General features: G+C 53.9%; 18 protein-coding genes. 14 read left to right on the top strand and 4 right to left on the bottom strand.

Annotated features, from left to right (window positions below; translation table 11 throughout):
• Positions 1 to 312: 312 nt before the first annotated feature.
• Together DK872_RS16140 and DK872_RS16135 are read left to right on the top strand one after the other, a co-directional pair.
• Positions 313 to 3,090 carry a flavocytochrome c gene (locus DK872_RS16140; protein WP_079517795.1) on the top strand — a complete coding sequence of 926 codons (2,778 nt, stop codon included), beginning with the start codon at positions 313 to 315 and terminating at the stop codon, positions 3,088 to 3,090.
• A 164-nt stretch (positions 3,091 to 3,254) separates the two neighbouring features.
• The gene (locus DK872_RS16135) at positions 3,255 to 4,217 is read left to right on the top strand and encodes an FAD:protein FMN transferase (RefSeq protein ID WP_007371715.1); all 963 of its coding nucleotides are present in this window, start codon (positions 3,255 to 3,257) and stop codon (positions 4,215 to 4,217) included.
• Here DK872_RS16135 and dcuR read toward each other — a convergent pair.
• Positions 4,198 to 4,917 (bottom strand): two-component system response regulator DcuR, encoded by a 720-nt coding sequence (dcuR, locus tag DK872_RS16130; protein WP_161518536.1) that lies wholly within the window; start codon positions 4,915 to 4,917, stop codon positions 4,198 to 4,200. The genes DK872_RS16135 and dcuR overlap by 20 nt on opposite strands.
• Complete coding sequence (locus DK872_RS16125; RefSeq protein ID WP_161518535.1) at positions 4,914 to 6,530, bottom strand: sensor histidine kinase; 1,617 nt, start codon at positions 6,528 to 6,530, stop codon at positions 4,914 to 4,916. The genes dcuR and DK872_RS16125 overlap by 4 nt, the downstream gene beginning before the upstream one ends.
• Before the next feature lie 176 nt (positions 6,531 to 6,706).
• Here DK872_RS16125 and DK872_RS16120 point away from each other — a divergent pair, with 176 nt between their 5' ends.
• Positions 6,707 to 7,621: an N-acetylmuramic acid 6-phosphate etherase gene (locus DK872_RS16120; RefSeq protein ID WP_035887378.1), complete on the top strand. Its 915-nt coding sequence runs from the start codon at positions 6,707 to 6,709 to the stop codon at positions 7,619 to 7,621.
• A gap of 281 nt (positions 7,622 to 7,902) precedes the next feature.
• The gene (gene mqo / locus DK872_RS16115; protein WP_071920937.1) at positions 7,903 to 9,555 is read left to right on the top strand and encodes a malate dehydrogenase (quinone); all 1,653 of its coding nucleotides are present in this window, start codon (positions 7,903 to 7,905) and stop codon (positions 9,553 to 9,555) included.
• A 40-nt stretch (positions 9,556 to 9,595) separates the two neighbouring features.
• On the opposite strand, the gene DK872_RS16110 is transcribed toward mqo, so the two are convergent.
• On the bottom strand, positions 9,596 to 10,945 hold the full coding sequence (locus DK872_RS16110) for an MFS transporter (RefSeq protein ID WP_035887374.1): 1,350 nt from the start codon (positions 10,943 to 10,945) through the stop codon (positions 9,596 to 9,598).
• A gap of 410 nt (positions 10,946 to 11,355) precedes the next feature.
• On the opposite strand from DK872_RS16110, the gene DK872_RS16105 reads away from it, so the two are divergent.
• From DK872_RS16105 to DK872_RS16060, 10 genes are all read left to right on the top strand, one after another.
• Positions 11,356 to 12,054, top strand: coding sequence for a glutamine amidotransferase (locus DK872_RS16105; RefSeq protein WP_007371723.1), 699 nt, complete (start codon positions 11,356 to 11,358; stop codon positions 12,052 to 12,054).
• Between the two features lie 227 nt (positions 12,055 to 12,281).
• On the top strand, positions 12,282 to 13,109 hold the full coding sequence (nifH, locus tag DK872_RS16100; protein WP_035888626.1) for a nitrogenase iron protein: 828 nt from the start codon (positions 12,282 to 12,284) through the stop codon (positions 13,107 to 13,109).
• A 44-nt stretch (positions 13,110 to 13,153) separates the two neighbouring features.
• The gene (gene anfD, locus DK872_RS16095) at positions 13,154 to 14,725 is read left to right on the top strand and encodes a nitrogenase iron-iron protein, alpha chain (protein WP_007371726.1); all 1,572 of its coding nucleotides are present in this window, start codon (positions 13,154 to 13,156) and stop codon (positions 14,723 to 14,725) included.
• Positions 14,722 to 15,066, top strand: coding sequence for a Fe-only nitrogenase subunit delta (anfG, locus tag DK872_RS16090; RefSeq protein ID WP_007371727.1), 345 nt, complete (start codon positions 14,722 to 14,724; stop codon positions 15,064 to 15,066). The genes anfD and anfG overlap by 4 nt, the downstream gene beginning before the upstream one ends.
• Before the next feature lie 11 nt (positions 15,067 to 15,077).
• Positions 15,078 to 16,466: a Fe-only nitrogenase subunit beta gene (gene anfK, locus DK872_RS16085; RefSeq protein ID WP_007371728.1), complete on the top strand. Its 1,389-nt coding sequence runs from the start codon at positions 15,078 to 15,080 to the stop codon at positions 16,464 to 16,466.
• Positions 16,467 to 16,509: 43 nt separating this feature from the next.
• Positions 16,510 to 16,932 carry a hypothetical protein gene (locus tag DK872_RS16080; RefSeq protein ID WP_035888623.1) on the top strand — a complete coding sequence of 141 codons (423 nt, stop codon included), beginning with the start codon at positions 16,510 to 16,512 and terminating at the stop codon, positions 16,930 to 16,932.
• Positions 16,929 to 17,423, top strand: coding sequence for a pyridoxamine 5'-phosphate oxidase family protein (locus DK872_RS16075; RefSeq protein WP_161518534.1), 495 nt, complete (start codon positions 16,929 to 16,931; stop codon positions 17,421 to 17,423). Before DK872_RS16080 ends, DK872_RS16075 begins: the two co-directional genes overlap by 4 nt.
• A gap of 12 nt (positions 17,424 to 17,435) precedes the next feature.
• Positions 17,436 to 18,047 carry a Fe-only nitrogenase accessory AnfO family protein gene (locus DK872_RS16070; RefSeq protein ID WP_007371731.1) on the top strand — a complete coding sequence of 204 codons (612 nt, stop codon included), beginning with the start codon at positions 17,436 to 17,438 and terminating at the stop codon, positions 18,045 to 18,047.
• A 180-nt stretch (positions 18,048 to 18,227) separates the two neighbouring features.
• Entirely contained in the window at positions 18,228 to 19,832 is a 1,605-nt protein-coding gene (locus tag DK872_RS28020; protein WP_081850759.1) for a sigma-54-dependent Fis family transcriptional regulator, read from the top strand.
• A 496-nt stretch (positions 19,833 to 20,328) separates the two neighbouring features.
• Entirely contained in the window at positions 20,329 to 21,132 is an 804-nt protein-coding gene (locus tag DK872_RS16060) for a trypsin-like serine protease (protein ID WP_158262945.1), read from the top strand.
• Between the two features lie 31 nt (positions 21,133 to 21,163).
• On the opposite strand, the gene DK872_RS16055 is transcribed toward DK872_RS16060, so the two are convergent.
• Positions 21,164 to 22,900 carry a sigma-54-dependent Fis family transcriptional regulator gene (locus tag DK872_RS16055; protein ID WP_161518533.1) on the bottom strand — a complete coding sequence of 579 codons (1,737 nt, stop codon included), beginning with the start codon at positions 22,898 to 22,900 and terminating at the stop codon, positions 21,164 to 21,166.
• Between the last annotated feature and the right edge of the window lie 256 nt (positions 22,901 to 23,156).

Here is a 23,156-nt window from a genome sequence, read left to right as displayed (position 1 = left end):
TTGCCGCTTTTGATTCGCTAACTAATTGATAGTTTTGTTTTTATTTGGCTTTGGGAAAACCTTTGCTACGTTGATCAAGTAATCGCAATGTTACCGGTAATTAATATGATGTGAATATATTATTTAAAATTGATAATACAGTAGAGGTAGTGCTGTTATTAAGGTGGTTAAATAGTTTTTTAACTAACGTAATTAATTTTGTAAATAGAATTAGAGGTATATTAAATACACGAAAAATGGATTTCCAAACGAAAATAAAAAATAAATCCGTCACCGAATTCAAAGTTTATAAATTTAGATTTGGAGTTAAATATGACCAGCAACGAGCGCATCCTCAGCCCCTTTACATTACCAAACGGCGTAGAACTGAAAAACCGTTTGTTAATGGCTCCGATGACCACCTGCACCGGTTATTACGATGGTACTGTCACCAGTGAACTGGTTGAATATTATCGTGTACGTGCCGGTAGCATTGGGACAATTATCGTAGAGTGTTGTTTTGTTGACGATCTGGGTCTCGCATTCCCCGGCGCAATTGGTATTGATAACGACGAAAAAATTGCCGGTCTGGCAAAAATCGCCGAAGCCATCAAGGCTGAAGGCTCTAAAGCGATCCTGCAAATTTACCACGGCGGCCGCATGGTCGAGCCAAAACTGATTGGCGGTCGTACACCGATTGCGCCAAGCGCGATTGCCGCTCCGCGTGACGGTGCCGCCACGCCGGTGGCGATGACCACAGCGGAAGTTGAAGCGATGGTGGTGAAATTTGGTGAAGCGGTACGTCGCGCCATTCAGGCCGGTTTTGACGGCGTGGAAATCCACGGCGCCAATACCTACCTGATCCAGCAATTCTTCTCACCGAACTCGAACCAGCGTGATGACGAGTGGGGCGGCAGCCGCGATAACCGCGCAAAATTCCCGCTGGCGGTGCTGGATATCACCCACAAAATGGCGCGTCAGTACGCGGATGATGCCTTTATTATTGGTTACCGCTTCTCGCCGGAAGAGCTGGAAGTTCCTGGAATCCGCTTTGATGACACCATGTTCCTGCTGGAAAAACTGGCGGCGCGCGGTGTCGATTACCTGCACTTCTCTGTTGGCGCGGCGCTGCGTCCTTCCATTAACGACACCAGCGATCCGACGCCGTTGATTGATAAATATTGCGCAATGCGCTCTGACGTCCTGGCGCAGGTTCCGGTGATGGGGGTGGGCGGCGTGGTTAACGCGGCTGACGCAGAGCAGGGGCTGGATCACGGTTACGATCTGATCGCCGTGGGCCGTGCCTGCATCGCTTATCCGGACTGGGCGGCACGCATCGCTAAGGGTGAAAACCTCGATTTGTTTATCGACAGCACCCAGCGTGAAGCGCTGAATATTCCGGAACCGCTGTGGCGCTTCTCGCTGGTGGAAGCGATGATTCGCGACATGAGCATGGGCGAAGCGAAATTTAAACCGGGCCTGTTCGTTGAAACGGTACAGGACGACACCAGCGAAATGGTGATTAACGTTAGCCTGGAAACCGACCGTATTGCCGGTATCGAACTGGCCTCTGCGCCGCAAAGCGTAGAGTTCACCAGCAGCTTTGAAGAGATCCGCGATCGCATCCTGGATGCCAATTCACCGCATGTCGATGCTATCTCCGGCGCAACCAGCCAGAGCGAAGCAGTGAAAAAAGCGGTATCGAAAGCGATGCTGAAATCCAGCAAAGCGCGCGTAGCCGAAGAGGGCGGCGATGTCCTGGCCGTGAAAAATTACGATGTCGTGGTGGTAGGTAGCGGCGGCGCTGGCCTGGCGGCAGCCATTCAGGCGCACGACGAAGGCGCAAGCGTGCTGATCGTTGAGAAAATGCCGACCATCGGTGGTAACACCATTAAAGCCTCTGCCGGGATGAACGCGGCAGAAACCCGCTTCCAGCGCGTAAAAGGCATCCAGGACAGCAAAGAGCTGTTCTTCGCTGAAACGCTGAAAGGCGGCGGTAACAAAAACAACCCGGAACTGCTGCGCCGCTTTGTGGAAAATGCGCCGGAAGCGATCGAATGGCTGGCGCGTCGCGGCATCATGCTGAACGACATTACCACAACTGGCGGCATGAGCATCGACCGTACGCACCGTCCGCGTGACGGATCGGCCGTCGGCGGTTACCTGATTAGCGGCCTGGTGCGTAACGTCACTAAACGCGGCATCGATGTGATGCTGGATACGTCCGTCGAAGAGATCCTGTTCACTGAGGGTGAAGTGCGCGGCGTACGTCTGCTGAATGACGAGCAGGAAACCCTGAATGTTCAGGCGAAAAGTGTGATTGTGGCGACCGGCGGCTTCAGCGCCAACAGCGCGATGGTCGTGAAATACCGTCCGGATCTGGAAGGTTTCGTCACCACCAACCATAAAGGCGCAACCGGCGGCGGTATCGCACTGCTGGAACGTCTGGGTGCTGGAACCGTGGATATGGGCGAAATCCAGATCCACCCGACCGTTGAGCAGAAAACCTCCTATCTGGTTTCTGAGTCCATTCGTGGCGGCGGTGCAATTCTGGTCAGTCAGCAGGGCAAACGCTTCTACAATGAGATGTCGACCCGCGATAAAGTCTCAGCGGCAATCATCGCGCTGCCGGAACATTACGCTTACATCGTGTTTGATGAGCATGTCAGAGCGAAAAACAAAGCGGCTGACGAGTACATTGCGAAAGGCCTGGTGACCAGCGCCAGCTCTCCGCGCGAACTGGCGGACAAACTGGGCATTGACTATCATGCGTTCCTTGCCACGCTTGAACGTTACAATGGCTTTGTGGAAAAACAGCACGATGAAGATTTCGGTCGTACCACCGCGCTGCGTGCTCCGATTAACGAAGGCCCGTTCCACGCCATTCAGATTGCGCCAGGTGTACACCACACCATGGGCGGCGTGACCATCAACACTGAAACGGAAGTGCTGAATACCGCGCATCAGGTCATTCCGGGCGCGTATGCAGCGGGTGAAGTGGTTGGCGGTATCCACGGCGGTAACCGTATCGGCGGTAACGCGGTTGCCGATATCATCATCTTCGGTTCGCTGGCGGGACATCAGGCGGCGGTTCGCGCCAAACGTAGTTAAACGCTGTAGCTGGGCAATCGGCTATTCACAGCACTGATAATCAGAGCCGTCATCAGGTACTATTGCCGGGTGGCGGCTTTGTTGCAGATGGATTGCGTAAATCTTCCGGACTCAATCCGCTGGCAAGCCTGTTAAGCAGGTATCCGTCAATGAAGGAGAGTGCGATGTCTGATAACCGTGTCTGGAGCTACTCTGCGGTGCTGATGGGCTCGCCCATACTGCTGAAACTCTTCTCCCACGACGAAGCGCTCGCGTCGCGCGTTTTTTCGCTGATCAAACAGTACGAAGATCTCTTTACCGTTAACCGTGCCGATTCGCAGGTAATGGACATCAACCACGCCGCCGGACATCATCCGGTTGTCGTCAGCCGTCCGGTGTATGAACTGATCAAATGCGCCAAAGCCGCCAGCCAACTACCCGACAGCGCGTTTAATCTGGCGATCGGCCCGCTGGTGAAACTGTGGCGCATCGGTTTTAAGGGTGATTCCGTTCCGCCCGCGGATGAGATTGCCGCGCGGCTGCGCATCACGCGCCCGCAGGATGTTATTCTTGATGATGCCGCCGCCAGTGTGTTTCTGGCGCAGCCTGGTATGGAGATCGATCTGGGGGCAATCGCTAAAGGATTTATCGCCGACCGGGTGCGCGACTACCTGCATCAACAGGGCGTCAGCGACGGGTTGATCAACCTGGGCGGCAATGTACAAACGCTGGGATCGCCACAGGGCGGGTGGACCATCGGCGTGAAAAAACCCTTCGCCGCTGCCGATGCGCTGGTGGGCTCGATTGAAGTCGTGAACAAATCGGTGGTGACATCCGGCACTTATGAGCGCTATTTCGAGCAGGATGGCAAGCTATGGCACCATATCCTCGATCCGCGCAGCGGCTATCCGCTGAATAACGAGCTCGACAGCGTGACCGTGATTTCCACCGACTCCCTCGATGGTGATATCTGGACCACGCTGCTGTTTGGGCTGGGTGTTGAAAAGGGCTGCTCATTGCTGCGCCAGCGGCAGGATATTGAAGCGATTTTTGTCAGCAAAAACCGCGAAATTACCCTCTCATCCCGGCGTCAGTTCCGCTTCACGCCGCTCGATGCCAGCTACCGGCTTACTGACTGTACTGCTTAAGCAGGCTGTACTGTTCAGCAATTAACTGATAGCGGTAAACCGGTCGCCCGGTGGCGCCATAGTGAATGGTGGTGTAGAGAATGTTAATCTGCGCCAGCCAAATCAGATACTTACGGCAGGAGACGCGAGAAATGTTGACTGCGTTTGCCAGTTCATCGGTTGAAAATTCAATACCCGGATGGGCGTCAATCCACTGACAAATGGTACGCAGGGTTTGCGCGGTCAGCCCTTTTGGCAGACGACGAGTGTCAGTCACTTCCGGTGCGCCGCCGTGCAGCAGGCGATCCACATCCGATTGCTCATAGTAAGGACGCGCATCCATCAGCTTGCGCTTTTCGCGCCACGTAGTGAGCGCCTCTTCGAAACGCGGGAACTGGAACGGTTTAATTAAGTAATCGACCACACCGTAGTACAGTGAGGTCTGAATGGTAGCGGCATCGGCAGACGACGTAATCATAATGACGTCGATAGCGCGCCCGCTGGCGCGAATAATCGGCAGCAGATCGAGCCCGCTGTCCTGTTGCATATACACATCCAGCAGCACCAGATCGATATCGCGCAGCGGATCTTTAATCATCTCCTCAGCCTGATGCAGCGACGACGCAGTCCCGCAGCACTGAAAGTCGGCAATCTGCGTCACATACATGCGGTTCAGTTCTGCTACCATGGCATCATCGTCAACAATTAATACATTTATCACGCTGTCTTCCTTTCACTATCCCAGGGGAGATGGACAAAAAATTGGGTAAATACGCCGGGCTCGGATTCAACGGTCAGGGTTCCGCCCAGCTCGGTAAGCTGCTGACTGGCAAGAAATAGCCCAACGCCACGGTTATCGCCTTTGGTCGAAAAACCTTTGCGGAAAATAACATCAATGTTGTCCGGCGCAATGCCAGGACCATCGTCGCTGACCTCGCCGACAAGCCAGCCATCCTGATAGTGCAGCAGCAAGCTGACTTCGCCCTCCGCTTGCTGGCTTAACGCATCGAGCGCGTTTTCTATCAGGTTACCGAGCACCGTTACCAGCACGGTCACCTGCTTTTCGTTCGGATTATCAGGAACCAGGCTTTCATCGGCCAGCGTCAGGGTCACGCCGCGCTCTTTCGCCCGGTTGAGTTTACCTAACAGGAAACCGGCGACCACAGGCGATTTAATTCGATGCTGAATGGCGCCAATATCAGTCTGATAATTCTGCGCTGTTTGCAGCACATAACCCTCCAGCTTGTCATAACGCTTCATATTCAGCAGGCCGAGGATCACATGCAATTTATTCATAAATTCATGGGAAGTGGTGCGCAGGGCGTCAACATAGTTCACCATCCCATCCAGCCTTTGCAACAACTGGCTGACTTCTGTTTTATCACGGAACGTGCTGATAGCACCGATAATCGTGTTCTGGCTGCGCACCGGCACGGTATTGCACAGCAACAGCAGGCCATTACAGCCCAGTTCGCGATCCTGAATTGGCACTCCGGTTTTCAACACCTCCAGCAGATCGGCCAGCAGAGGCCCGTGCCCGGCAGCGCCATCGGCCGCATTGGTCAACAGCATCTGCCGCGCGGCGTGATTAAGCAACGTGACGCGACCGTCGGCATCTACCGCAATCACCCCTTCTTTAAGCGACTGTAACATCGCCTGTCGCTGCTTAAATTGCGCGGAGATTTCGTACGGTTCCAGCCCCAGCAGAATGCGTTTCAGCACGCGCACCAGTTGCCAGATGCCGAGCGATCCAATCAGCGCGCTGAATAGCAGCGTCCACATCACCGCCCAGCGGCTGCGGTTTACCTGATCCTGCACTTTGCTGAGCGAAATGCCGACCACCACCACGCCAATTTGCTGATAGCGGCTGTCATAAACCGGCGTAAATACGCGCAGCGCCAGCCCCAACGTGCCGCGATTGATCGCCACATTCTCTTTGCCGCGCAGCGCGGGCTGCAGATCATCGCCGATAAACTTCTGCCCGATGATCGCGGCATTCGGATGCGAATAACGAATCCCTTGCATATTCGTGACGATGGCGTAAAGCAGATCATTGCGCGTGGTCACCGCCGCAGCTATCGGCTGAATCACGTTACTGTTCGGCGGCAACAGCAGACCGCGTTTGATCTCCGGCGCATCCGCCAGCGTGCGGGCCACTGCCAGCGCCGTCTCTTTCACCCCATCGCGCGTGGCGTTGCTGATTTGCCAAAACCACAGGGCACACGCCAGCAGCAGCACGGAGCCGGTGACGCTGCACACCATTAATGTCACCGTGGTGCCGAGCTTCATTGGACGTTTGCGCGGTTTTATCGCCGCAGACGCTAAGTCATTCATGCCAGACCTGATTCTCTCTTAATAAGAAACCTATTATCACCGATGGCGACGATTTCATAAAGCCGTGTGAAAAAAGGAAAAGTACCCAATCCGGGGCGGGAAGCGTGACCTCATTCGCAGGTATAACAAATAAATAACCTTATAGTGTGTGTGGAACCATTCAGAAGGAGCAGGGTATGAGCAATAAGCCAAACGGTTCAGTAATGGAACGCCGCCACACAGAAACAGCCGATATCGACAGGCTGGCAACGCAGGATATGCTGGCGCTCATCAACCGCGAAGACCTGGCAGTCGCCAACGCAACAGGGGCCTGTTTACCGGAGATCGCCCGGCTGGTGGATAACGCCAGCGCCACGCTAAATCGCGGCGGTCGGGTGGTGATTGTGGGGGCAGGGGCGTCCGGGCGCGCCGCGCTACAGATGGTTGCGGATTTCGCGCCAGACGCGCACCCGCAGCTCATCGGGCTGATGGCGGGCGGCGCGGAGGCAAAAAGGCAGGATCAGGAAAAAGCGGCGGCGAACTACGCGCTGGGCGTTGCCGATCTCCAGGCGATCCGCTTTGGTCATCAGGATATGCTGGTGGCGCTGTCGGTCAGCGGGAAAACGCCGTGGATGTGGGGCGCGCTGCGCCATGCCTGGTCGGTTGGCGCGTGCATTGCGCTGCTCAGCCACGTTCGCGAGAGTGAGGCCGCGCAGATGGCGGATATCGTGATAGCGCCGGAAACGGGCGCTGAGGTGATTGCCGGTTTCAACGAACCGAAAGCGCGCCTGGCGCAGCAGCAGATCCTCAATATGCTGGCGAGCGGGCTGGCGATCCGTACCGGGCGAGTCTACAGCAATTTGCGCGTTGACCTTAAACCCGACAATACCCACTGGATCGAGCGGCAAATCGCGCTGGTGATGGCGGCGACGCAGTGTAACCGCGAGCAGGCGAAGAGCGCGCTTGCTGCCTGCAATAATGACTGCCGTACGGCGATCCTGATGCAACTGACCGGCCTGAACAATGCGAAGGCGCGGGATTTACTGGCGGAAAATCACCAGAGCCTGCGCATTGCCCTGCAGGAGGCTAAACCGCATCTGGCGGAAGCCTGATATTACTGCCCGCCAGACGCTGCGCTGGCGGGTTTTTCCGCATTTATTTTTCACAACACAATTTATTATCTGGCGAAAATCGGCTTGATATTTCTGTACTTTAAAATAAATCTTCGAAATATTAATTCCACACACTTTATGCCACTGCTTTTTTTAATTTAAAAAATCAGTTAGCTATTAATGCGGGTATTTAACAAAGTTGTGAATGATATTTTAAAATAACGTAAAGATGCGTTAATATCTGTTTTCACAAATCACACTTGCTATGTAACCTAATCAATATGCCTGCAATTAAAAAGACAATTATATCGCTGAGCGCCGTTGCGCTGCTCGTCAGTTCCGCGACCAGTGCCTGGGCGGAAGAGAATCAGAAAACTGACTTCCTGCTGATTGGCGGCGGCATCATGAGCGCTTCTCTGGGAACCTGGCTGCAGGAATTACAGCCGGAGTGGAAACAGGTGATGGTCGAGAAACTCGACGCTGTCGCACTGGAGTCGTCGAACGGCTGGAATAACGCCGGTACGGGTCACTCCGCCAATATGGAACTGAACTATACGCCGCAACGTGCGGACGGTTCTATTGATGTCAGCAAAGCGCTGGAAATTAACGAGCAGTTTATGATTTCCCGCCAATTCTGGTCAGCGCAGATTAAACGCGGCGTATTAAATAACCCGCATAACTTTATTAATTCCACCCCGCACATGAGTTTTGTCTGGGGCGATAACGTCGATTATCTGGCAAAACGTTATGCAGCTTTACAGCAAACCACGTTATTCCAGGGCATGAAATTCTCCACCGACCATCAGCAAATTAAACAGTGGGCACCGCTGGTGATGGAAGGGCGCGATCCGAATCAGAAAGTGGCCGCCACCTGGACGCCAGTGGGTACGGATGTGAACTACGGCGAAATTACTCGCCAACTGGTAAGCAGCCTGAAAAAGAGCAGCAATTTCTCCCTACAAACCTCCTCTGAGGTTACCGACTTTAAACGTAATGCCGACAACTCCTGGCATGTCACCATCAAAGATGTGAAAAGCGGCAACGAGCACACCATTGATGCGAAATATGTCTTTATCGGTGCTGGCGGCGGTGCGCTGAAATTGCTGCAAAAAACCGGTATTCCGGAAGCGGATAACTACGCAGGTTTCCCGGTCGGCGGTTCCTTCCTGATGACCGAAAACCCGGCGATCACCAGCCAGCATCTGCAAAAAGTGTACGGCCAGGCTTCTGTGGGCGCGCCGCCGATGTCAGTACCGCATATTGATGCCCGCTTTATCGATGGCAAACGCGTGGTGCTGTTCGGGCCATTTGCGACTTTCTCTACCAAATTCCTGAAAAACGGTTCGTTCTTCGACCTGCTGAGCACCACCACTACCAGCAACTTTATGCCGATGACCCATGTAGGTCTCGACAACTTTGATCTGGTGAAATACCTGGTCGGTCAGGTAATGCTGAGCGATGACGACCGTTTTGCGGCGCTGAAAGAGTACTATCCGCAGGCGCGTAAAGAGGACTGGAAACTGATTCAGGCTGGCCAGCGCGTACAGATCATCAAGAAAGATGAAGAGAAGGGCGGCGTGCTGAAGCTGGGCACTGAAGTGGTGGTCGATCAGCAGAAAACCATTTCTGCACTGCTGGGCGCGTCACCGGGCGCTTCTACCGCTGCGCCGATTACGCTGAACGTCATCAAGAAGATGTTCCCGCAGCAGTTCAATTCAGCGGAATGGCAGAGCAAAATCCGTGAAATCGTTCCGAGCTACGGCCAGGAGATGAACGGCAACGTGGCGCTGACGCAGAAAGTATGGGATGACACTGCCGCAACGCTGCAACTGGTGAAACCGCCGGTGATTCAGATGCCAGAGAGCGCAACGCCGCAAGCCAAACCGGCCGCGCCAAAAACGGAAAACGCGCCGCAACACGACATGGCGCTGTAAATAAAAAAGCCCCTTGCGAGGGGCTTTTTTTTCGCGCAGCTTACTGCGCTTTCGCGTTGTTCAGTTCGATACGCTTAATAGGACCGACAATCACCACGAAGCTGAAAATAGCAATCAGCGCATGGACGGCCACGAACACCAGCGCCCACTCAAAATGGCCGGTCGCTTTTACGATGTAGCCAATCACCACCGGCGAGATAATCCCGGCGAAGTTACCGCACAGGTTAAAGAAACCGCCCGCCACGCCAGCCATCTCTTTTGGCGCGGTATCAGACATCACCGCCCAGCCCAACGCGCCAATGCCTTTCCCGAGGAAAGCCAGTGACATAAAGAAAACCACCAGGTAAATCGAGTCCACATAGTTACAGAACACCATCACCATGGAGAGCAGCATGCCGAGTACGATGGGCGTTTTACGGGCAATCGACAGTGATTTGGTGATACGCAGAATACGGTCAGAGATCACGCCGCCGGTCAGGCCGCCGAGGAAGCCGCAAATAGCCGGGATCGCGGCGATAAAGCCGACGGTTTTGATATCCAGCCCTTTTTCCATCGCCAGATAGAGCGGAAACCAGGTAATAAAGAAGAAGGTTAATACGTTAATGCAGTACTGGCCCAGATAGACGCCGAGTAACATGCGGTTGGTGATTAATTGTTTAAATGCACTAAAGTCAAATGTCGGGCCGGTTTTAACTTTGCTCTGATCCATATCCACCAGCGCGCCGCCCTGGCGAATGTACTCAATTTCTTCGCTATTAACACGCGGATGATTTAATGGATTATGTACCACTTTCGCCGCGGCAAAAGTAATAACGATCCCCAGTGTACCCATAAAGATAAAAATAGATTGCCAGCCATAATTGAGCGTCAGCCAGCCCATAATTGGTGCGAAAATAGCCGTGGCGAAATATTGCGCGGAGTTAAATATTGCTGCGGCGGTGGCGCGCTCCTTTGACGGGAACCAGGCCGCAACAAAACGGCTGTTGCCTGGCATCACCGGCGCTTCAAACAAACCGACAAGAAACAGCAAAATGGTAAAGCAAATAATTGCGCCGAAGCCGTGGAAAATCTCCACACAGCCTTGCAGTAGCGTGAAAATTGACCACATGCAAAGGCCGCAAAGATAAACTTTTTTCGACCCAAAACGGTCAAGCAGCCAGCCACCAGGAATCTGCGCCAGGCAGTAGGCCCAGGCGAACGCGGAGAATACCCAACCCATCTGGCCGGGGTTAATGCCAAGCGCGGCAGACATATCTTTACCGGCAATCGCCAGCGTCGAACGGTCACCGACGCTCACTGCAGTAATAATAAAGAGGATAATAACGATATGCCATCTGACATTCGTTTTTTTGGCGTGAAGGACGCCCTCAAGATTATTAACTTGACTCATGAGAAACCACCTTAAACTTAAATGAAATCTAAAAATGTCAATATGAATTCATTCCAACAGGTGTTACTGAAGTGCATTCACTATTAACATTGCAGAAACGTCTTATGCTATTTATTTACTCCGTCAGTGTGACAATGTTTTTACCGATCATTATTCATCAGGCAAAGATTAGGAGTATCGCCAGGGTCAGACAATGTGCATTTGCATAACAAAGCCGATTCTTTTTGCGTTTCTGTACGTTATATGTTTTTTTGTTTGAAGTTGATCACAAAAAATAGCGTATAAAAAATAAAAAACGCGACCGCTATTGCGTTTTTCCTTCATCAATAGCAACACCATCCGCATTGACAATCCTGGTGCTTCCGGCTGACGATGGTTTTCTTCCCGCCTTTAACCTGTAAGGAGTTGTAATGAAAACGGCCGTCGCTTTCCGTCATGTCCCCTTTGAAGATTTAGGCACGCTGGCCGATACGCTGCATTCTCTCGGTTATGAATGCCGCTATATCGACACCCCGGTTGAGTCATTTGCTCATCTTGATCCCCAGGCCGCCGATCTGCTGGTGGTGCTGGGCGGTCCGATCGGCGCGTATCAGCAAGCGATTTATCCGTTTCTCAGCGAAGAGCTGCGCCATATTCGTGAGCGGCTGGCGCACGGCAAACCGGTGCTCGGTATTTGTCTCGGCGCGCAACTCATGGCGCGTGCGCTGGAGGCGGAGGTTGCGCCAATGGGCGTAACGGAAATTGGCTATTCGCCGCTGACCCTCACCCCCGGGGAGCACAGCGATTTGCTGGCACCGCTGGCGGATCTGCCGGTACTGCACTGGCACGGCGACCGGTTTGCCATCCCGCAAGGGGCGAGCCACCTGGCACGCAGCGCGGTCTGCGATAACCAGGCTTTTCTCTATGCGCCGCATGCGCTGGCGTTGCAGTTTCATCCGGAGGTGAGCGCCATCGGGCTTGAAGGCTGGCTGGTGGGCCACGCCAGTGAACTGAGTCATGCCGGTATCGATCCGCGCCAGCTTCGCGAGCAGGCCGCGCAATACAGCCCGGCGCTGGCCCGCGCGCTTTCGCAGGTGATTAGCCGCTGGTTAACACCGCTCGCAGGCTAGCTGAATTTCACTTCCGCGAACGTTTTACTGGCGGGAAAGTTCACAGCGGAACACTTTCTCCCGCCGATATTTCGCCCGTCACCCGGGCGAAAAATAAATAAGCGTAATACTTTCAGTTAATAACCCGATTTTTTTGCCGCTGGCGATAATCTGGCCTCCGCTTTGCAATTTCCTCCTGCCTGTTTGCAAACACACTTTCGCAATGTTGTTCATCAAGAGGAAATATCATGACACGTAAGCTGGCTATTTATGGCAAGGGCGGGATCGGCAAGTCGACCACCACGCAAAATACGGCGGCGGCTCTGGCCTGGTTCCACGGTAAAAAAGTGTTTATTCATGGCTGCGATCCGAAAGCCGACTCCACGCGTCTTATTCTTGGCGGTAAACCGCAAGAGACATTAATGGATGTTCTGCGCGATCAGGGGGCCGAGAAAATAACCAATGATATGGTGGTAAAAACTGGCGTCTTTAATATCCGCTGCGTTGAATCCGGTGGCCCGGAGCCAGGCGTAGGTTGCGCTGGTCGTGGGGTAATTACTGCCATCGATCTGATGGAGGATAATAAAGCCTATGCAGACGATCTTGATTTTATCTTTTTTGATGTACTCGGCGATGTGGTTTGTGGCGGTTTCGCTATGCCCATCCGCGACGGTAAGGCACAGGAAGTTTATATCGTTGCTTCCGGGGAAATGATGGCAATTTATGCGGCAAATAATATCTGTAAAGGCCTGGTGAAATATGCCAAACAGAGCGGCGTCCGTCTCGGCGGCATTATCTGTAACAGCCGTAATGTGGACGGTGAAAAAGAGTTTCTCGAAGAGTTTACCGCAGCGATCGGCACAAAAATGATCCACTTTGTGCCGCGGGACAACATCGTACAGAAAGCGGAATTCAACAAGAAAACCGTCACCGAATTTGACCCGGAAGCTAACCAGGCGCAGGAGTATCGCGAACTGGGACGCAAGATCATTGAAAATACCGACCTGGTGATCCCCCATCCGCTGACCATGGATCAGCTGGAAAAGATGGTCGTTAAATATGGTCTGAGCGATTAATTCGTCCGGTTATTTTACAGTCATTCCCGGAAGGGGGATTAACTATGCCGTATCATGAGTTTGATTGCAGTAAATGCATTCCCGAGCGTAAACAGCATGCCGTCGTTAAAGGGGCGGATGAAGATATCACCTCCGCACTGCCGCTGGGGTATTTAAATACCATTCCGGGAACGATTTCCGAACGCGGTTGCGCCTATTGTGGTGCCAAACATGTTATCGGCACGCCGATGAAAGACGTGATTCATATTAGCCACGGCCCGGTCGGTTGTACGTACGACACCTGGCAGACAAAACGTTATATCAGCGATAACGATAACTTCCAGCTTAAATATACCTTCGCGACCGATATGAAAGAGAAGCATATTGTTTTTGGTGCTGAGAAAGTCCTCAAGAACAATATCATTGAAGCATTTGACGCTCATCCAGATATTAAACGGATGACCATTTATCAAACCTGCGCTTCGGCATTAATCGGTGATGATATTGCCGCCATTGCGCAGGAAGTGATGGATGAGCGTCCGGAAGTGGATATTTTCGTCTGTAACTCGCCGGGATTTGCCGGCCCAAGCCAGTCGGGCGGGCACCATAAGATTAATATCGCATGGATAAACCAAAAAGTCGGTACGGTCGAACCGACGATCACCAGCGATTATGTCATCAACTATGTTGGCGAATATAACATTCAGGGTGACCAGGAAGTGATGGTCGATTATTTCAAACGTATGGGGATTCAGGTGCTGTCGACTTTTACCGGCAACGGCTCCTATGACGACCTGCGGGCGATGCATAAAGCCCATCTGAATGTGCTGGAGTGCGCACGTTCGGCGGAATACATCTGCAACGAATTGCGGGTGCGTTACGGCATTCCGCGTCTCGACATCGACGGTTTTGGCTTCGGGCCGCTCGCCGAATCACTGCGCAAAATCGGTTTGTTTTTCGGTATTGAAGATCGGGCGCAGGCGATTATTGATGAAGAGATTGCCCGCTGGAAACCGGAACTGGACTGGTACAAAGAACGCCTGAAAGGCAAGAAAGTGTGCCTGTGGCCGGGTGGCTCGAAACTCTGGCACTGGGCGCATGTGATCCACGCTGAGATGGGCGTGGAAGTGGTGTCGGTCTACACCAAGTTTGGTCATCAGGGCGACATGGAAAAAGGCATTGCCCGCTGCGAACCCGGCGCGCTGGCTATTGACGATCCCAATGAACTGGAGTCGCTGGAGGCGATGTACAAACTGAAGCCGGATGTCATTTTCACCGGTAAACGTCCCGGCGAAGTGGCGAAAAAAATCCGCGTGCCATACCTCAACGCCCATGCGTATCACAACGGGCCGTACAAAGGTTTTGAAGGCTGGGTGCGTTTCGCCCGCGATATTTACAACGCGATCTATTCACCGATCCATCAACTGGCGCAGCTCGATATCAGCCAGCAGGCGATTCCGGTTGGCCAGGGCTTCGCCACCGCCCGCATGCTGTCGGATGCCGGGCTTGATGATGCGATACGCAATAACAGCGAACTGCGCGAATACAGCGGTGGCTTCGACAGCGTCAGCAAGTTGCGCCAGCGCGAATACCCGGATTTTTCCGCCGATGCCGCCCGCCGTCAGGAGGCCGTATGACGCAGGATGAACAAGTAGAGCTGATGGTGGATTACATCATGAAGCACTGTCTGTGGCAGTTTCACTCCCGCACCTGGGATCGTGAGAAGCAGAACGCGGGCGTGCTGGGGAAAACTCGCCAGTTGTTATGTGGCGAGGAGGTCGAGCTGGCAAACCCTGCTGACCGTTGTTACTGGGCCGACGCCGTGGTGCTGGCCGATGCGTACCGAACCCGCTTTAGCTGGCTACAAAGCATGAAGACAGCGGAAATCGGCGCATTGCTTGAGGCGCTGCACCAGCGGCTGGATTATCTGACCATCACCGGTTCGCTGAATGCCGAACTGACCGACCAGCGTTACTGAAGGGGGTGAGCATGTCTTGTGAATTAAAAGCGAAAGATCGCACCGGGGTAATCAACCCGATTTTTACCTGCCAGCCCGCCGGGGCGCAGTATGTCAGCATCGGCATTAAAGATTGTATTGGTATTGTGCATGGCGGGCAGGGATGCGTGATGTTCGTGCGTCTGCTGATCTCCCAGCATCTGAAAGAGAGCTTTGAGATTGCCTCTTCCTCGGTGCATGAAGATGGCGCGGTATTTGGCGCGCTGGATCGCGTGGAACAGGCGGTAGATGTGCTGCTGATGCGTTACCCGCATGTCAAAGTGATCCCGATTATCACCACCTGTTCGACAGAGGTCATTGGTGATGATGTCGATGGTGTGGTGCGTAAGCTCAACAATGGCCTGCTGCAAGAGAAATACGCCGGGCGCGAAGTGCATCTGATCCCGATTCACACGCCGAGTTTTGTCGGCAGTATGATCAGCGGCTATGACGTGGCGGTGCGCGATATCGTTAAGTATTTCGCCCGTAAAAGCGAGCCGAACGGCAAGATCAACCTCATCACCGGCTGGGTGAACCCCGGCGACGTGACAGCGTTAAAACATCTGCTGGATGAGATGTCGATTGATGCCACGGTGCTGTTTGAAATCGAAGCCTTTGACTCGCCGCTGATGCCGTCCGGCAATACCGTTTCACACGGCAACACCACCATTGCCGATCTTACCGGTACGGCGAACGCCAGCGCCACGATTGCGCTTAACCGCTACGAAGGGGCGAAAGCGGCGCGTTATCTGGAAGAGAAGTTTGACGTCCCGGCGCTGATTGGCCCGACGCCAATTGGTATTCGCAACACCGATACTTTCCTGCACAACCTGAAAACGCTCACCGGTAAACCTATCCCTGAATCACTGGTGCGTGAACGCGGCATTGCCCTCGATGCGCTGACCGATCTGGTTCATATGTTCCTCGCCGATAAAAAGGTGGCGATCTACGGCAACCCGGATCTGGTGGTGGGGCTGGCGGAATTTTGCCTCGATCTGGAGATGAAACCGGTGCTGCTGTTGCTGGGTGATGATAACGCCACCTATGCCGATGACCCGCGCATTCAGGCGTTGCAGCAACAGGTGACGTACAAGATGGAGATTGTCACCAACGCCGACCTGTGGGAGATGGAAAAACGCATTACTGAAGGTGAGCTGGAGCTGGATCTGATTCTCGGTCACTCGAAAGGGCGTTTTACCGCCATTGATAACCAGATTCCGATGGTGCGCGTGGGCTTTCCCACCTACGACCGCGCCGGGCACTATCGCCATCCGGTGGTGGGTTACGCTGGTGCTATCTGGCTGGCGGAGCAGATGGCAAACACGCTGTTTACCGATATGGAATACAAGAAAAATAAAGAGTGGATCCTCAATGTCTGGTAATGCCTGACCTGAACGCCGGGGTTTGCCCCGGCTGGAGAAAACCATGGCGCAACTCCTGTTTGAGACCGATGAACAGCGTTTTGTCCGCTGTTACGACTATGCGAAAGGTTACCATCGCCGCGCCAGTCTGCTGGCGGCGCAAAACCGTTCCGCCAGCCTGGTATTTAACGTCGCGGCCATTGCTGTTGAGTGCTATCTGATTGCGCTCTGCTCCTTGCACGGCGATATGCCCTTTAACCATAACTACCGCAGTCTGCTGGCGAGCGCCGCGCAAAAGAGCGTGTTTAGCGACTCCCTGCGCGACGGCATTTTGTCGCTGGACAGCATTTTCGGCATCTGCTCGGTGGATGACTATCACCACGGGACACCGGATGAGCACGACAAAGAACGCATTCTCAGCGTTTGCCAGTCGCTGGATGCGCTGATTGCCAGTGAACAACGACGCCTGCAGGAGGAAAAATCATGAGCCAGCAGACACTAATGCACCCGCACGGCGAGATGCGTCGCGATGAGCGTGAACTGACTGAACCTAAGGCGCTGGATGAGATTTTGCAGGCTGGAAGGGTGATGTATATCGCGCTGGCCAGCGCGGATATGCCATTTCTGCTGCCGGTGTTTTATGTCTGGGATGGCACGGCGCTGTGGTTTCACTCGGCACGCGCCGGGAGCAAAATCGACATCATGCGGCAAAACGCCAACATCTGCTTTGCGGTGTCTGAATACGGCGGCATCATCGAAGATGACCTGGCCTGCAACTTTGAGGCGCGTCACCGCACGGTGATAGGCGTCGGTAAAACCCATTTTGTTGACGACGAGACGGAAAAGGTCACCATGCTGCACCGCCTGATGGCGCGTTTCAGCGATAAAACGTTCCACTTTCCCGCCGCCAATCTGAAAGCCACCCAGGTTATCCGCATTGACATTACTTCGATGAAGGGGAAACAACACGGCTATTAGTCCGGAGGAAAGATGAATATTGCGGTTTTTCTCGACCCGCAAGGACAGGTGGCGCCACTCACCGCGCCTGGCACAGTGACACTGTTTTCTCGTGATTGCGGACGCTGGCAGATTGCGCAACAAATTGCGTTCGATTTGTCGTCCTGTACATCGCTTGAAGCTTTTCGTGAACGGACGCTGGCGATGCTGGCGCAGCTACCTGCCTGCCGCCATTTCGTCACGCGCGAGGTGCAGGGTGCGCCGCGCGCCTGGTTCGATGGGCTCGGGTTGACTTTGTGGCAGTGTACGGGCGCGCCGGAACCGGCGCTGGACACCATTGCGCGGCAGCCCATGGAGCCGGAAGCGGTGACGCTGCCGCCGCAGGCATTTGTTCGCTCTGGCGCTGAACCCGGCGAATTTTATGTCGATCTGATCGCCGCGCGACAGGCCGGAGCTGATGACACGCATACTGCGAAGTTGCTGCTGGTACCGTTGCTCGCTCGCGCAGAGTTCACGCGGCTGGAACTGCGGTGTGACCATGTGCCGAAATGGTTTGTTCGCCTTGCGGACTACCACCTTCTGTATCACAGCACGCCGCTGGACGATGGCAACCTACGGGTGGTGGTGACAAAAACGGCGTCCTGATGTCGGTAACGCGACAAAAGTGTTCGCCGGGGAACACTTTTTGCAGTCATGGCGGTATGTGTATTTTTTTTGGCCTGAATAATCAATAGATTGCATGTGAATTATACCATCTTGTGCTGGCGTTGATTTTGCACTGTTTGCCTGCGGGCCTGTTCAGGAGGAGTTACCGGGAGATGCATCATGCGCCATGAAAAAAACGCCGTTGCTACAAACACGTTGTCGCCGGTGCTGACAGGTGCGCTGTCATTCAGTTGCCGGTTGGGTGAGTGCCGCTCTGAACTGATGCCGCTGCTCTCTGAAGTGAGCAAAGTGGTCAGCGCAGGTGGCAGTTTAGCCAGCACGCTAAAGCTGGTGCTGGAGTTGATGCAAAAACATTTACAGGTGCAACGGGCGATGATCACCTTGTATGACGCCAGTTGCGATCAAATTTTTATTCATGAAAGTTATGGTTTGTCGCCAGAAGAGGCCGAAAAGGGCGTTTATGCGCCGGGCGAGGGGATCACCGGCAAAGTGATTGAAACACGTCAGCCGATTATCGTGCCGCACATTGCTGACGATCCGCTGTTTTTAAACCGCACCGGCAGTTGGGATCGCCAGCGTGACGGACAACACTCCTTTATCTGCGTGCCAATTATTCGCGGGCTGAAAGTGATGGGCACCATCGGCATTGAGCGGGTTTATCACAACGCGCAGCTCCGTTTTCTCGATCTTGAAGTGTTACGGGTGATTGCCGCCATTATTGCGCAGGCCGTGGAGCTGCATCTGCTTGAGCGCGCGCAGCAGAAAATAGTGCAGACGCACACGGCGCTGCACGGCGGAGAAAAATTCAAACCGGCCAATATTATTGGCAACTCCCGCACCATGCAGCAGGTTTACCGGCTGATTGAGAAAGTCAGCCATGCGCGCACTACCGTGTTGATCCTCGGTGAAAGCGGCGTCGGTAAAGAACGTGTTGCCACCGCCATTCACCAGAACAGCCACTGCGCGGGCGGGCCATTTATCCGTTTTAACTGCGCGTCGCTGCCGGAGAGTGTGATTGAAAGCGAACTATTCGGCCACGAAAAGGGCGCATTTACCGGTGCCATCTCCCGGCGCGCCGGGCGGTTTGAAGAAGCGGATGGCGGGACGTTGTTTCTTGATGAAGTGGGGGAGTTATCGTTATCTGCGCAATCCAAATTGTTGCGGGTGATTCAGGAGCGCAGTTTCGAGCGGGTAGGCAGCAATGAAACCCTGAGCGTCAATGTGCGCATTCTTGCGGCAACGCACCGGGATTTGAGTGAAATGGTGGAGCAGGGCACTTTTCGTGAGGATCTCTACTATCGCTTAAATGTCTTTCCCGTCACCATTCCGCCGTTGCGCGAAAGGGGCAGCGACATTTTGATCCTTGCCGATCATTTTAACGCCCGCTTTGCCAGCGAGCAGGGCGTAGACGTGCCGACCATCGCTACCCCGGCGTTGAATATGCTGCTCAACTATACGTGGCCGGGCAATGTGCGCGAGCTGGAAAATGTGATGGAACGGGCGGTATTGCTGGCGGATGAGGGGTTTATTCACAGTTATCATCTGCCCATTCATCTGCAACCGATTATTGACCATCTGACGGAGCAGGAAGGGCTGGAAGCGCGCCTGGCGCGGGTGGAATACGATCTGATCACTGAAGCGCTGGTGAAATTTCAGGGCAATGTCTCGCGCGCAGCCAGCTATCTGAATATGACACGGCGCGCGCTGGGATTACGTCTTGAAAAATATCAGCTCAATTATAAACATTATCGTGGACAGTCCTGAGAATAACTATGTGGAATATTCCAGGATAGAAGGAAAAATGTCTTTATTTACTTTGAACTGGTCACTGAGTATATTTCATTCCGTGCCTATCTTTGTCTTTCTCTTTCTCTTTGAGAATATGCACAGTTTAGTACCTGCATTTTTTAACTTGCCGTACTGACGTTATTCATCCCGTCAGTACGGCTTTTTTTTGCTTTTCATCCCACTGATTACATGCCGGTTTATCCTGCCGACAACCACACGTCCGAAGTCTCTTTCTGTTAAGCTGTGCATCATGCACAATGCCTAAAAATATTCTGGCTAGAGAATATTCCCGCAAATAAGAAAACTGTCTGTATTTACAGAAGGATTGTTGATTTATATATTCCCCGGACTGTGTTTTTCTTTGTTTATTTTTATTCGGGAATAAGCAGGCATTTTACACTGAATGATTTCAATTGATCGCGCTGATGGAATTACGGAAGCTGGCGCGGCTTTTTATCCTGGAGATTTAATAGTGAAAGCAAAACTGATTGCCGCTGCATTAGCGGCGGCGTTTATCGTGCCGATGGCGACCATGCAAACGGCTGCCGCCAGCGAGGCTGCTGCGCGTATCGTCAACGGATCGACGGCAATAGCCGGTGAATTCCCTGATTTTATTACCATCAGCAAAGGTACGACGGTAGCGGGTCATGTCTGCGGCGGCGTGCTGGTTAACTCCCGCTGGGCGGTTACGGCGGCGCACTGTGTTTCGCATTTTGATACCAGCACGGCGAGTATCATGGTCGGGATGGAAAGCTACACCCCGCTGGTGAAGAAAGACCAGGTTTCCATCGAGAAAGTGATTGTTCATCCTGACTATGACACGACCACGCTTGGCGGTACGGCGAAAAACGATCTTGCGCTGATTAAGCTGTCCCGTGCGGCGAACAGCAGCAACTTCGCCAGGCTGGCCGGTTTAAACCCGGAGCAGGATCCGCCTGCTGCACTGACCAATATTCCGCTGACGGCAGTGGGTTTTGGCGATAACGCAAATGGCGTGCGCCCGAATGTGCTGAATAAAAAAACGCTGGTCGCTCTGCCGGATAAGATGTGTACCGACGTTCCGGCGGGCTACCCGGCGACCAACCAGGATCCGGCTTTCCATGTCTGCGCAGGTAGCGGCACGGCGGGCGGTGATTCCGGCGGCCCGCTGTATGCCGATTACAACGGCAACCGCTATGTCGTGGGCCTGGTTTCCCGTAGCTTAATTGCCCCGGCTGAGCAGTTCACCCGCGTGAGCAAATTTGCCGAGTGGATCAAGGCGACGGCGGTAGAGTAACTAACTGAATAGTATGGCTATTTTGGCCATACTATTTTGCCAGCCGTCGATACAGCGTGCTGCGCGAAATACCGAGTTTTTTCGCCGCAAGGCTCATATTTCCCTGCGCTTGCGCAATGGCGCTCTGTTCGTCGTTGGGCCGTTGCGGCGCTGGCACGGCGTGGATTTCGCCGGGCAGATCGGTAATCCTAATCTGATCGCCATCTTCTGCCAGCGCCATTAATACCCGTAGCTGGCTCAACAACTGACGCACATTGCCCGGCCACGGCCGGTGCGCGAGCGTGTTCACCACCTCATCGCTTAACGTCAGCCCACGGCTGGCGGCACCCAGTTCGCGCCACAATTTCTGGATAAACCCCTCTTTATGCTGCCATTCACGCAGCGGCGGAATTCGCAGGTGAAACTCCTGAATGCGATACAGCAGATCCTCGCGAAACGTGCCTGCCTGCACCCGCGCGGCCAGATCCTGATGTGTTGCGCAGATCAAAGCAAAATTCACATCCCAACTGCTATTGGCACCCAGCGGCGTCACTTTTTTCTCCTGCAACACGCGCAGCAGGCGGGTTTGCAGCGCCAGCGGCATATCGCCGATTTCATCAAGAAACAGCACGCCGCCATCCGCTTCGCGGCATTTGCCGATATAGCCTTTCGGGCTGGCACCCGTAAAAGCGCCGGGAACATAGCCGAACAGCTCTGATTCAATCAGATGTTCGGGTAACGCGGCACAGTTGATGGCGACGAAATTGCCCGCATGCCACTGGCTGCGGCTGTACAACTCGCGTGCCAGATACTCTTTGCCAGAGCCGGTTTCACCGGTAATGCACAACGCAATCCCGGCATTCACAATGCGCAGCGCTTTCTCTTTTTCGATACCGTGCTGTTCTGTCTGCTGTGCGCTGCCGCGTCCGCTAAAACGGCGGGCTGGCAGCGTCTGGCGGGCATAGAAACGTTGATGATTACCGGTTTCCAGCACTGTTTCACCGGCGCGTAGCTCAAGGCCGGGAAATAGCGCATCCAGCTCAAGTGCGCCAAAATGACCGCTGGTCAGGGCGAACGCATCCATCGCCAGTTTATTGGCGCCGAGCAGCGTGCGATCGTCAAAAATCAGCAGTAACTCCTGCGCGGTGCCGAGGATTTTTTCATCATGATGCAGGCTTAATAACCAGCGATTAGCGCCCAGAGCGCTGGTGGCCCAGGCGTGTTCTATCTGGCATACCGTGCGGCGGATCAATGCGGCTGCATCATGGCGCGGCGTCATTGCCGGAGTGGAGAGATCCAGCACTCCGGCAACCTGGCCGTCGGGGCGAAACACCGGCGCGGCCGAGCAGAACAACCCGGCGTTACGGCTCAGATAGTGTTCGCCGCCAGCCACTTCACAATGTTGCTGGAGCGCCAGCGCAGTGCCGATAGCGTTGGTGCCGCGCGCATGTTCGCCCCACAGATTGCCGGGCGACAACGCATAGCGCTGCGCTTTGTGCAGAAAATCGCTGTTGCCGTGCGTTTCCAGCACCAGCCCGGTCGCGTCGGACATCACCATAATCGACGGGTGTTTGTTCAGCTCCGGCCGCAGCCGCGCCAGTAAAGGAGCAACCAGGTGTTTCACCCAGCCATTTTCCGCACGCGCATCTTTCAGCATCGCGTTAGCCACCCAGGGCTGGGCGTCATCATCCCGTGTCAGCCCATAGTTAAGGCTACGTTGCCAGGAATCCTGCAACTGGCAAGGCAGACCGGAACGGGTTGTTGGCAAAGTGTCTACGCGTGTCGGCATGTTACTCTCCGGCAATTATGATGTTACATTTGTGTAGCATAAGAGTGTCTCGTGTGTAGCGACGTGCGACACAATTCCTGTACTCGCTTGCACATCATTTTTTGCCGTTTTGTACGATTAATCTTTAAACCCGCCTGTTATTCATTGTTTCTCAAAGAGAAAATCCATTTACCCTTATGTCAGCAGCAATCTGGCATAAGAAGTGCTTATGTTCCTTTGTCCGCCCTGGCGCGAGACGCCTCACCTGTACCGATAA

It is taken from the genome of Kosakonia sp. MH5 (genome assembly GCF_009935945.1).
GTDB classification, from domain to species: Bacteria; Pseudomonadota; Gammaproteobacteria; order Enterobacterales; family Enterobacteriaceae; genus Kosakonia; species Kosakonia radicincitans.
The sequence above is the reverse complement of the archived record's forward strand: the minus strand, read 5'-3'. Positions and strand labels throughout refer to the sequence as shown.

Excerpts from the sequence above, each read along its gene's own strand:
- DK872_RS16140 (WP_079517795.1), top strand. The coding sequence starts at position 313 with ATGACCAGCAACGAGCGCATCCTCAGCCCCTTTACATTACCAAACGGC.
- DK872_RS16135 (WP_007371715.1), top strand. The coding sequence starts at position 3,255 with ATGTCTGATAACCGTGTCTGGAGCTACTCTGCGGTGCTGATGGGCTCG.
- DK872_RS16125 (WP_161518535.1), bottom strand. The coding sequence starts at position 6,530 with ATGAATGACTTAGCGTCTGCGGCGATAAAACCGCGCAAACGTCCAATG.
- DK872_RS16120 (WP_035887378.1), top strand. The coding sequence starts at position 6,707 with ATGAGCAATAAGCCAAACGGTTCAGTAATGGAACGCCGCCACACAGAA.
- mqo (WP_071920937.1), top strand. The coding sequence starts at position 7,903 with ATGCCTGCAATTAAAAAGACAATTATATCGCTGAGCGCCGTTGCGCTG.
- DK872_RS16110 (WP_035887374.1), bottom strand. The coding sequence starts at position 10,945 with ATGAGTCAAGTTAATAATCTTGAGGGCGTCCTTCACGCCAAAAAAACG.
- DK872_RS16105 (WP_007371723.1), top strand. The coding sequence starts at position 11,356 with ATGAAAACGGCCGTCGCTTTCCGTCATGTCCCCTTTGAAGATTTAGGC.
- nifH (WP_035888626.1), top strand. The coding sequence starts at position 12,282 with ATGACACGTAAGCTGGCTATTTATGGCAAGGGCGGGATCGGCAAGTCG.
- anfD (WP_007371726.1), top strand. The coding sequence starts at position 13,154 with ATGCCGTATCATGAGTTTGATTGCAGTAAATGCATTCCCGAGCGTAAA.
- anfG (WP_007371727.1), top strand. The coding sequence starts at position 14,722 with ATGACGCAGGATGAACAAGTAGAGCTGATGGTGGATTACATCATGAAG.
- anfK (WP_007371728.1), top strand. The coding sequence starts at position 15,078 with ATGTCTTGTGAATTAAAAGCGAAAGATCGCACCGGGGTAATCAACCCG.
- DK872_RS16080 (WP_035888623.1), top strand. The coding sequence starts at position 16,510 with ATGGCGCAACTCCTGTTTGAGACCGATGAACAGCGTTTTGTCCGCTGT.
- DK872_RS16075 (WP_161518534.1), top strand. The coding sequence starts at position 16,929 with ATGAGCCAGCAGACACTAATGCACCCGCACGGCGAGATGCGTCGCGAT.
- DK872_RS16070 (WP_007371731.1), top strand. The coding sequence starts at position 17,436 with ATGAATATTGCGGTTTTTCTCGACCCGCAAGGACAGGTGGCGCCACTC.
- DK872_RS28020 (WP_081850759.1), top strand. The coding sequence starts at position 18,228 with ATGCGCCATGAAAAAAACGCCGTTGCTACAAACACGTTGTCGCCGGTG.
- DK872_RS16055 (WP_161518533.1), bottom strand. The coding sequence starts at position 22,900 with ATGCCGACACGCGTAGACACTTTGCCAACAACCCGTTCCGGTCTGCCT.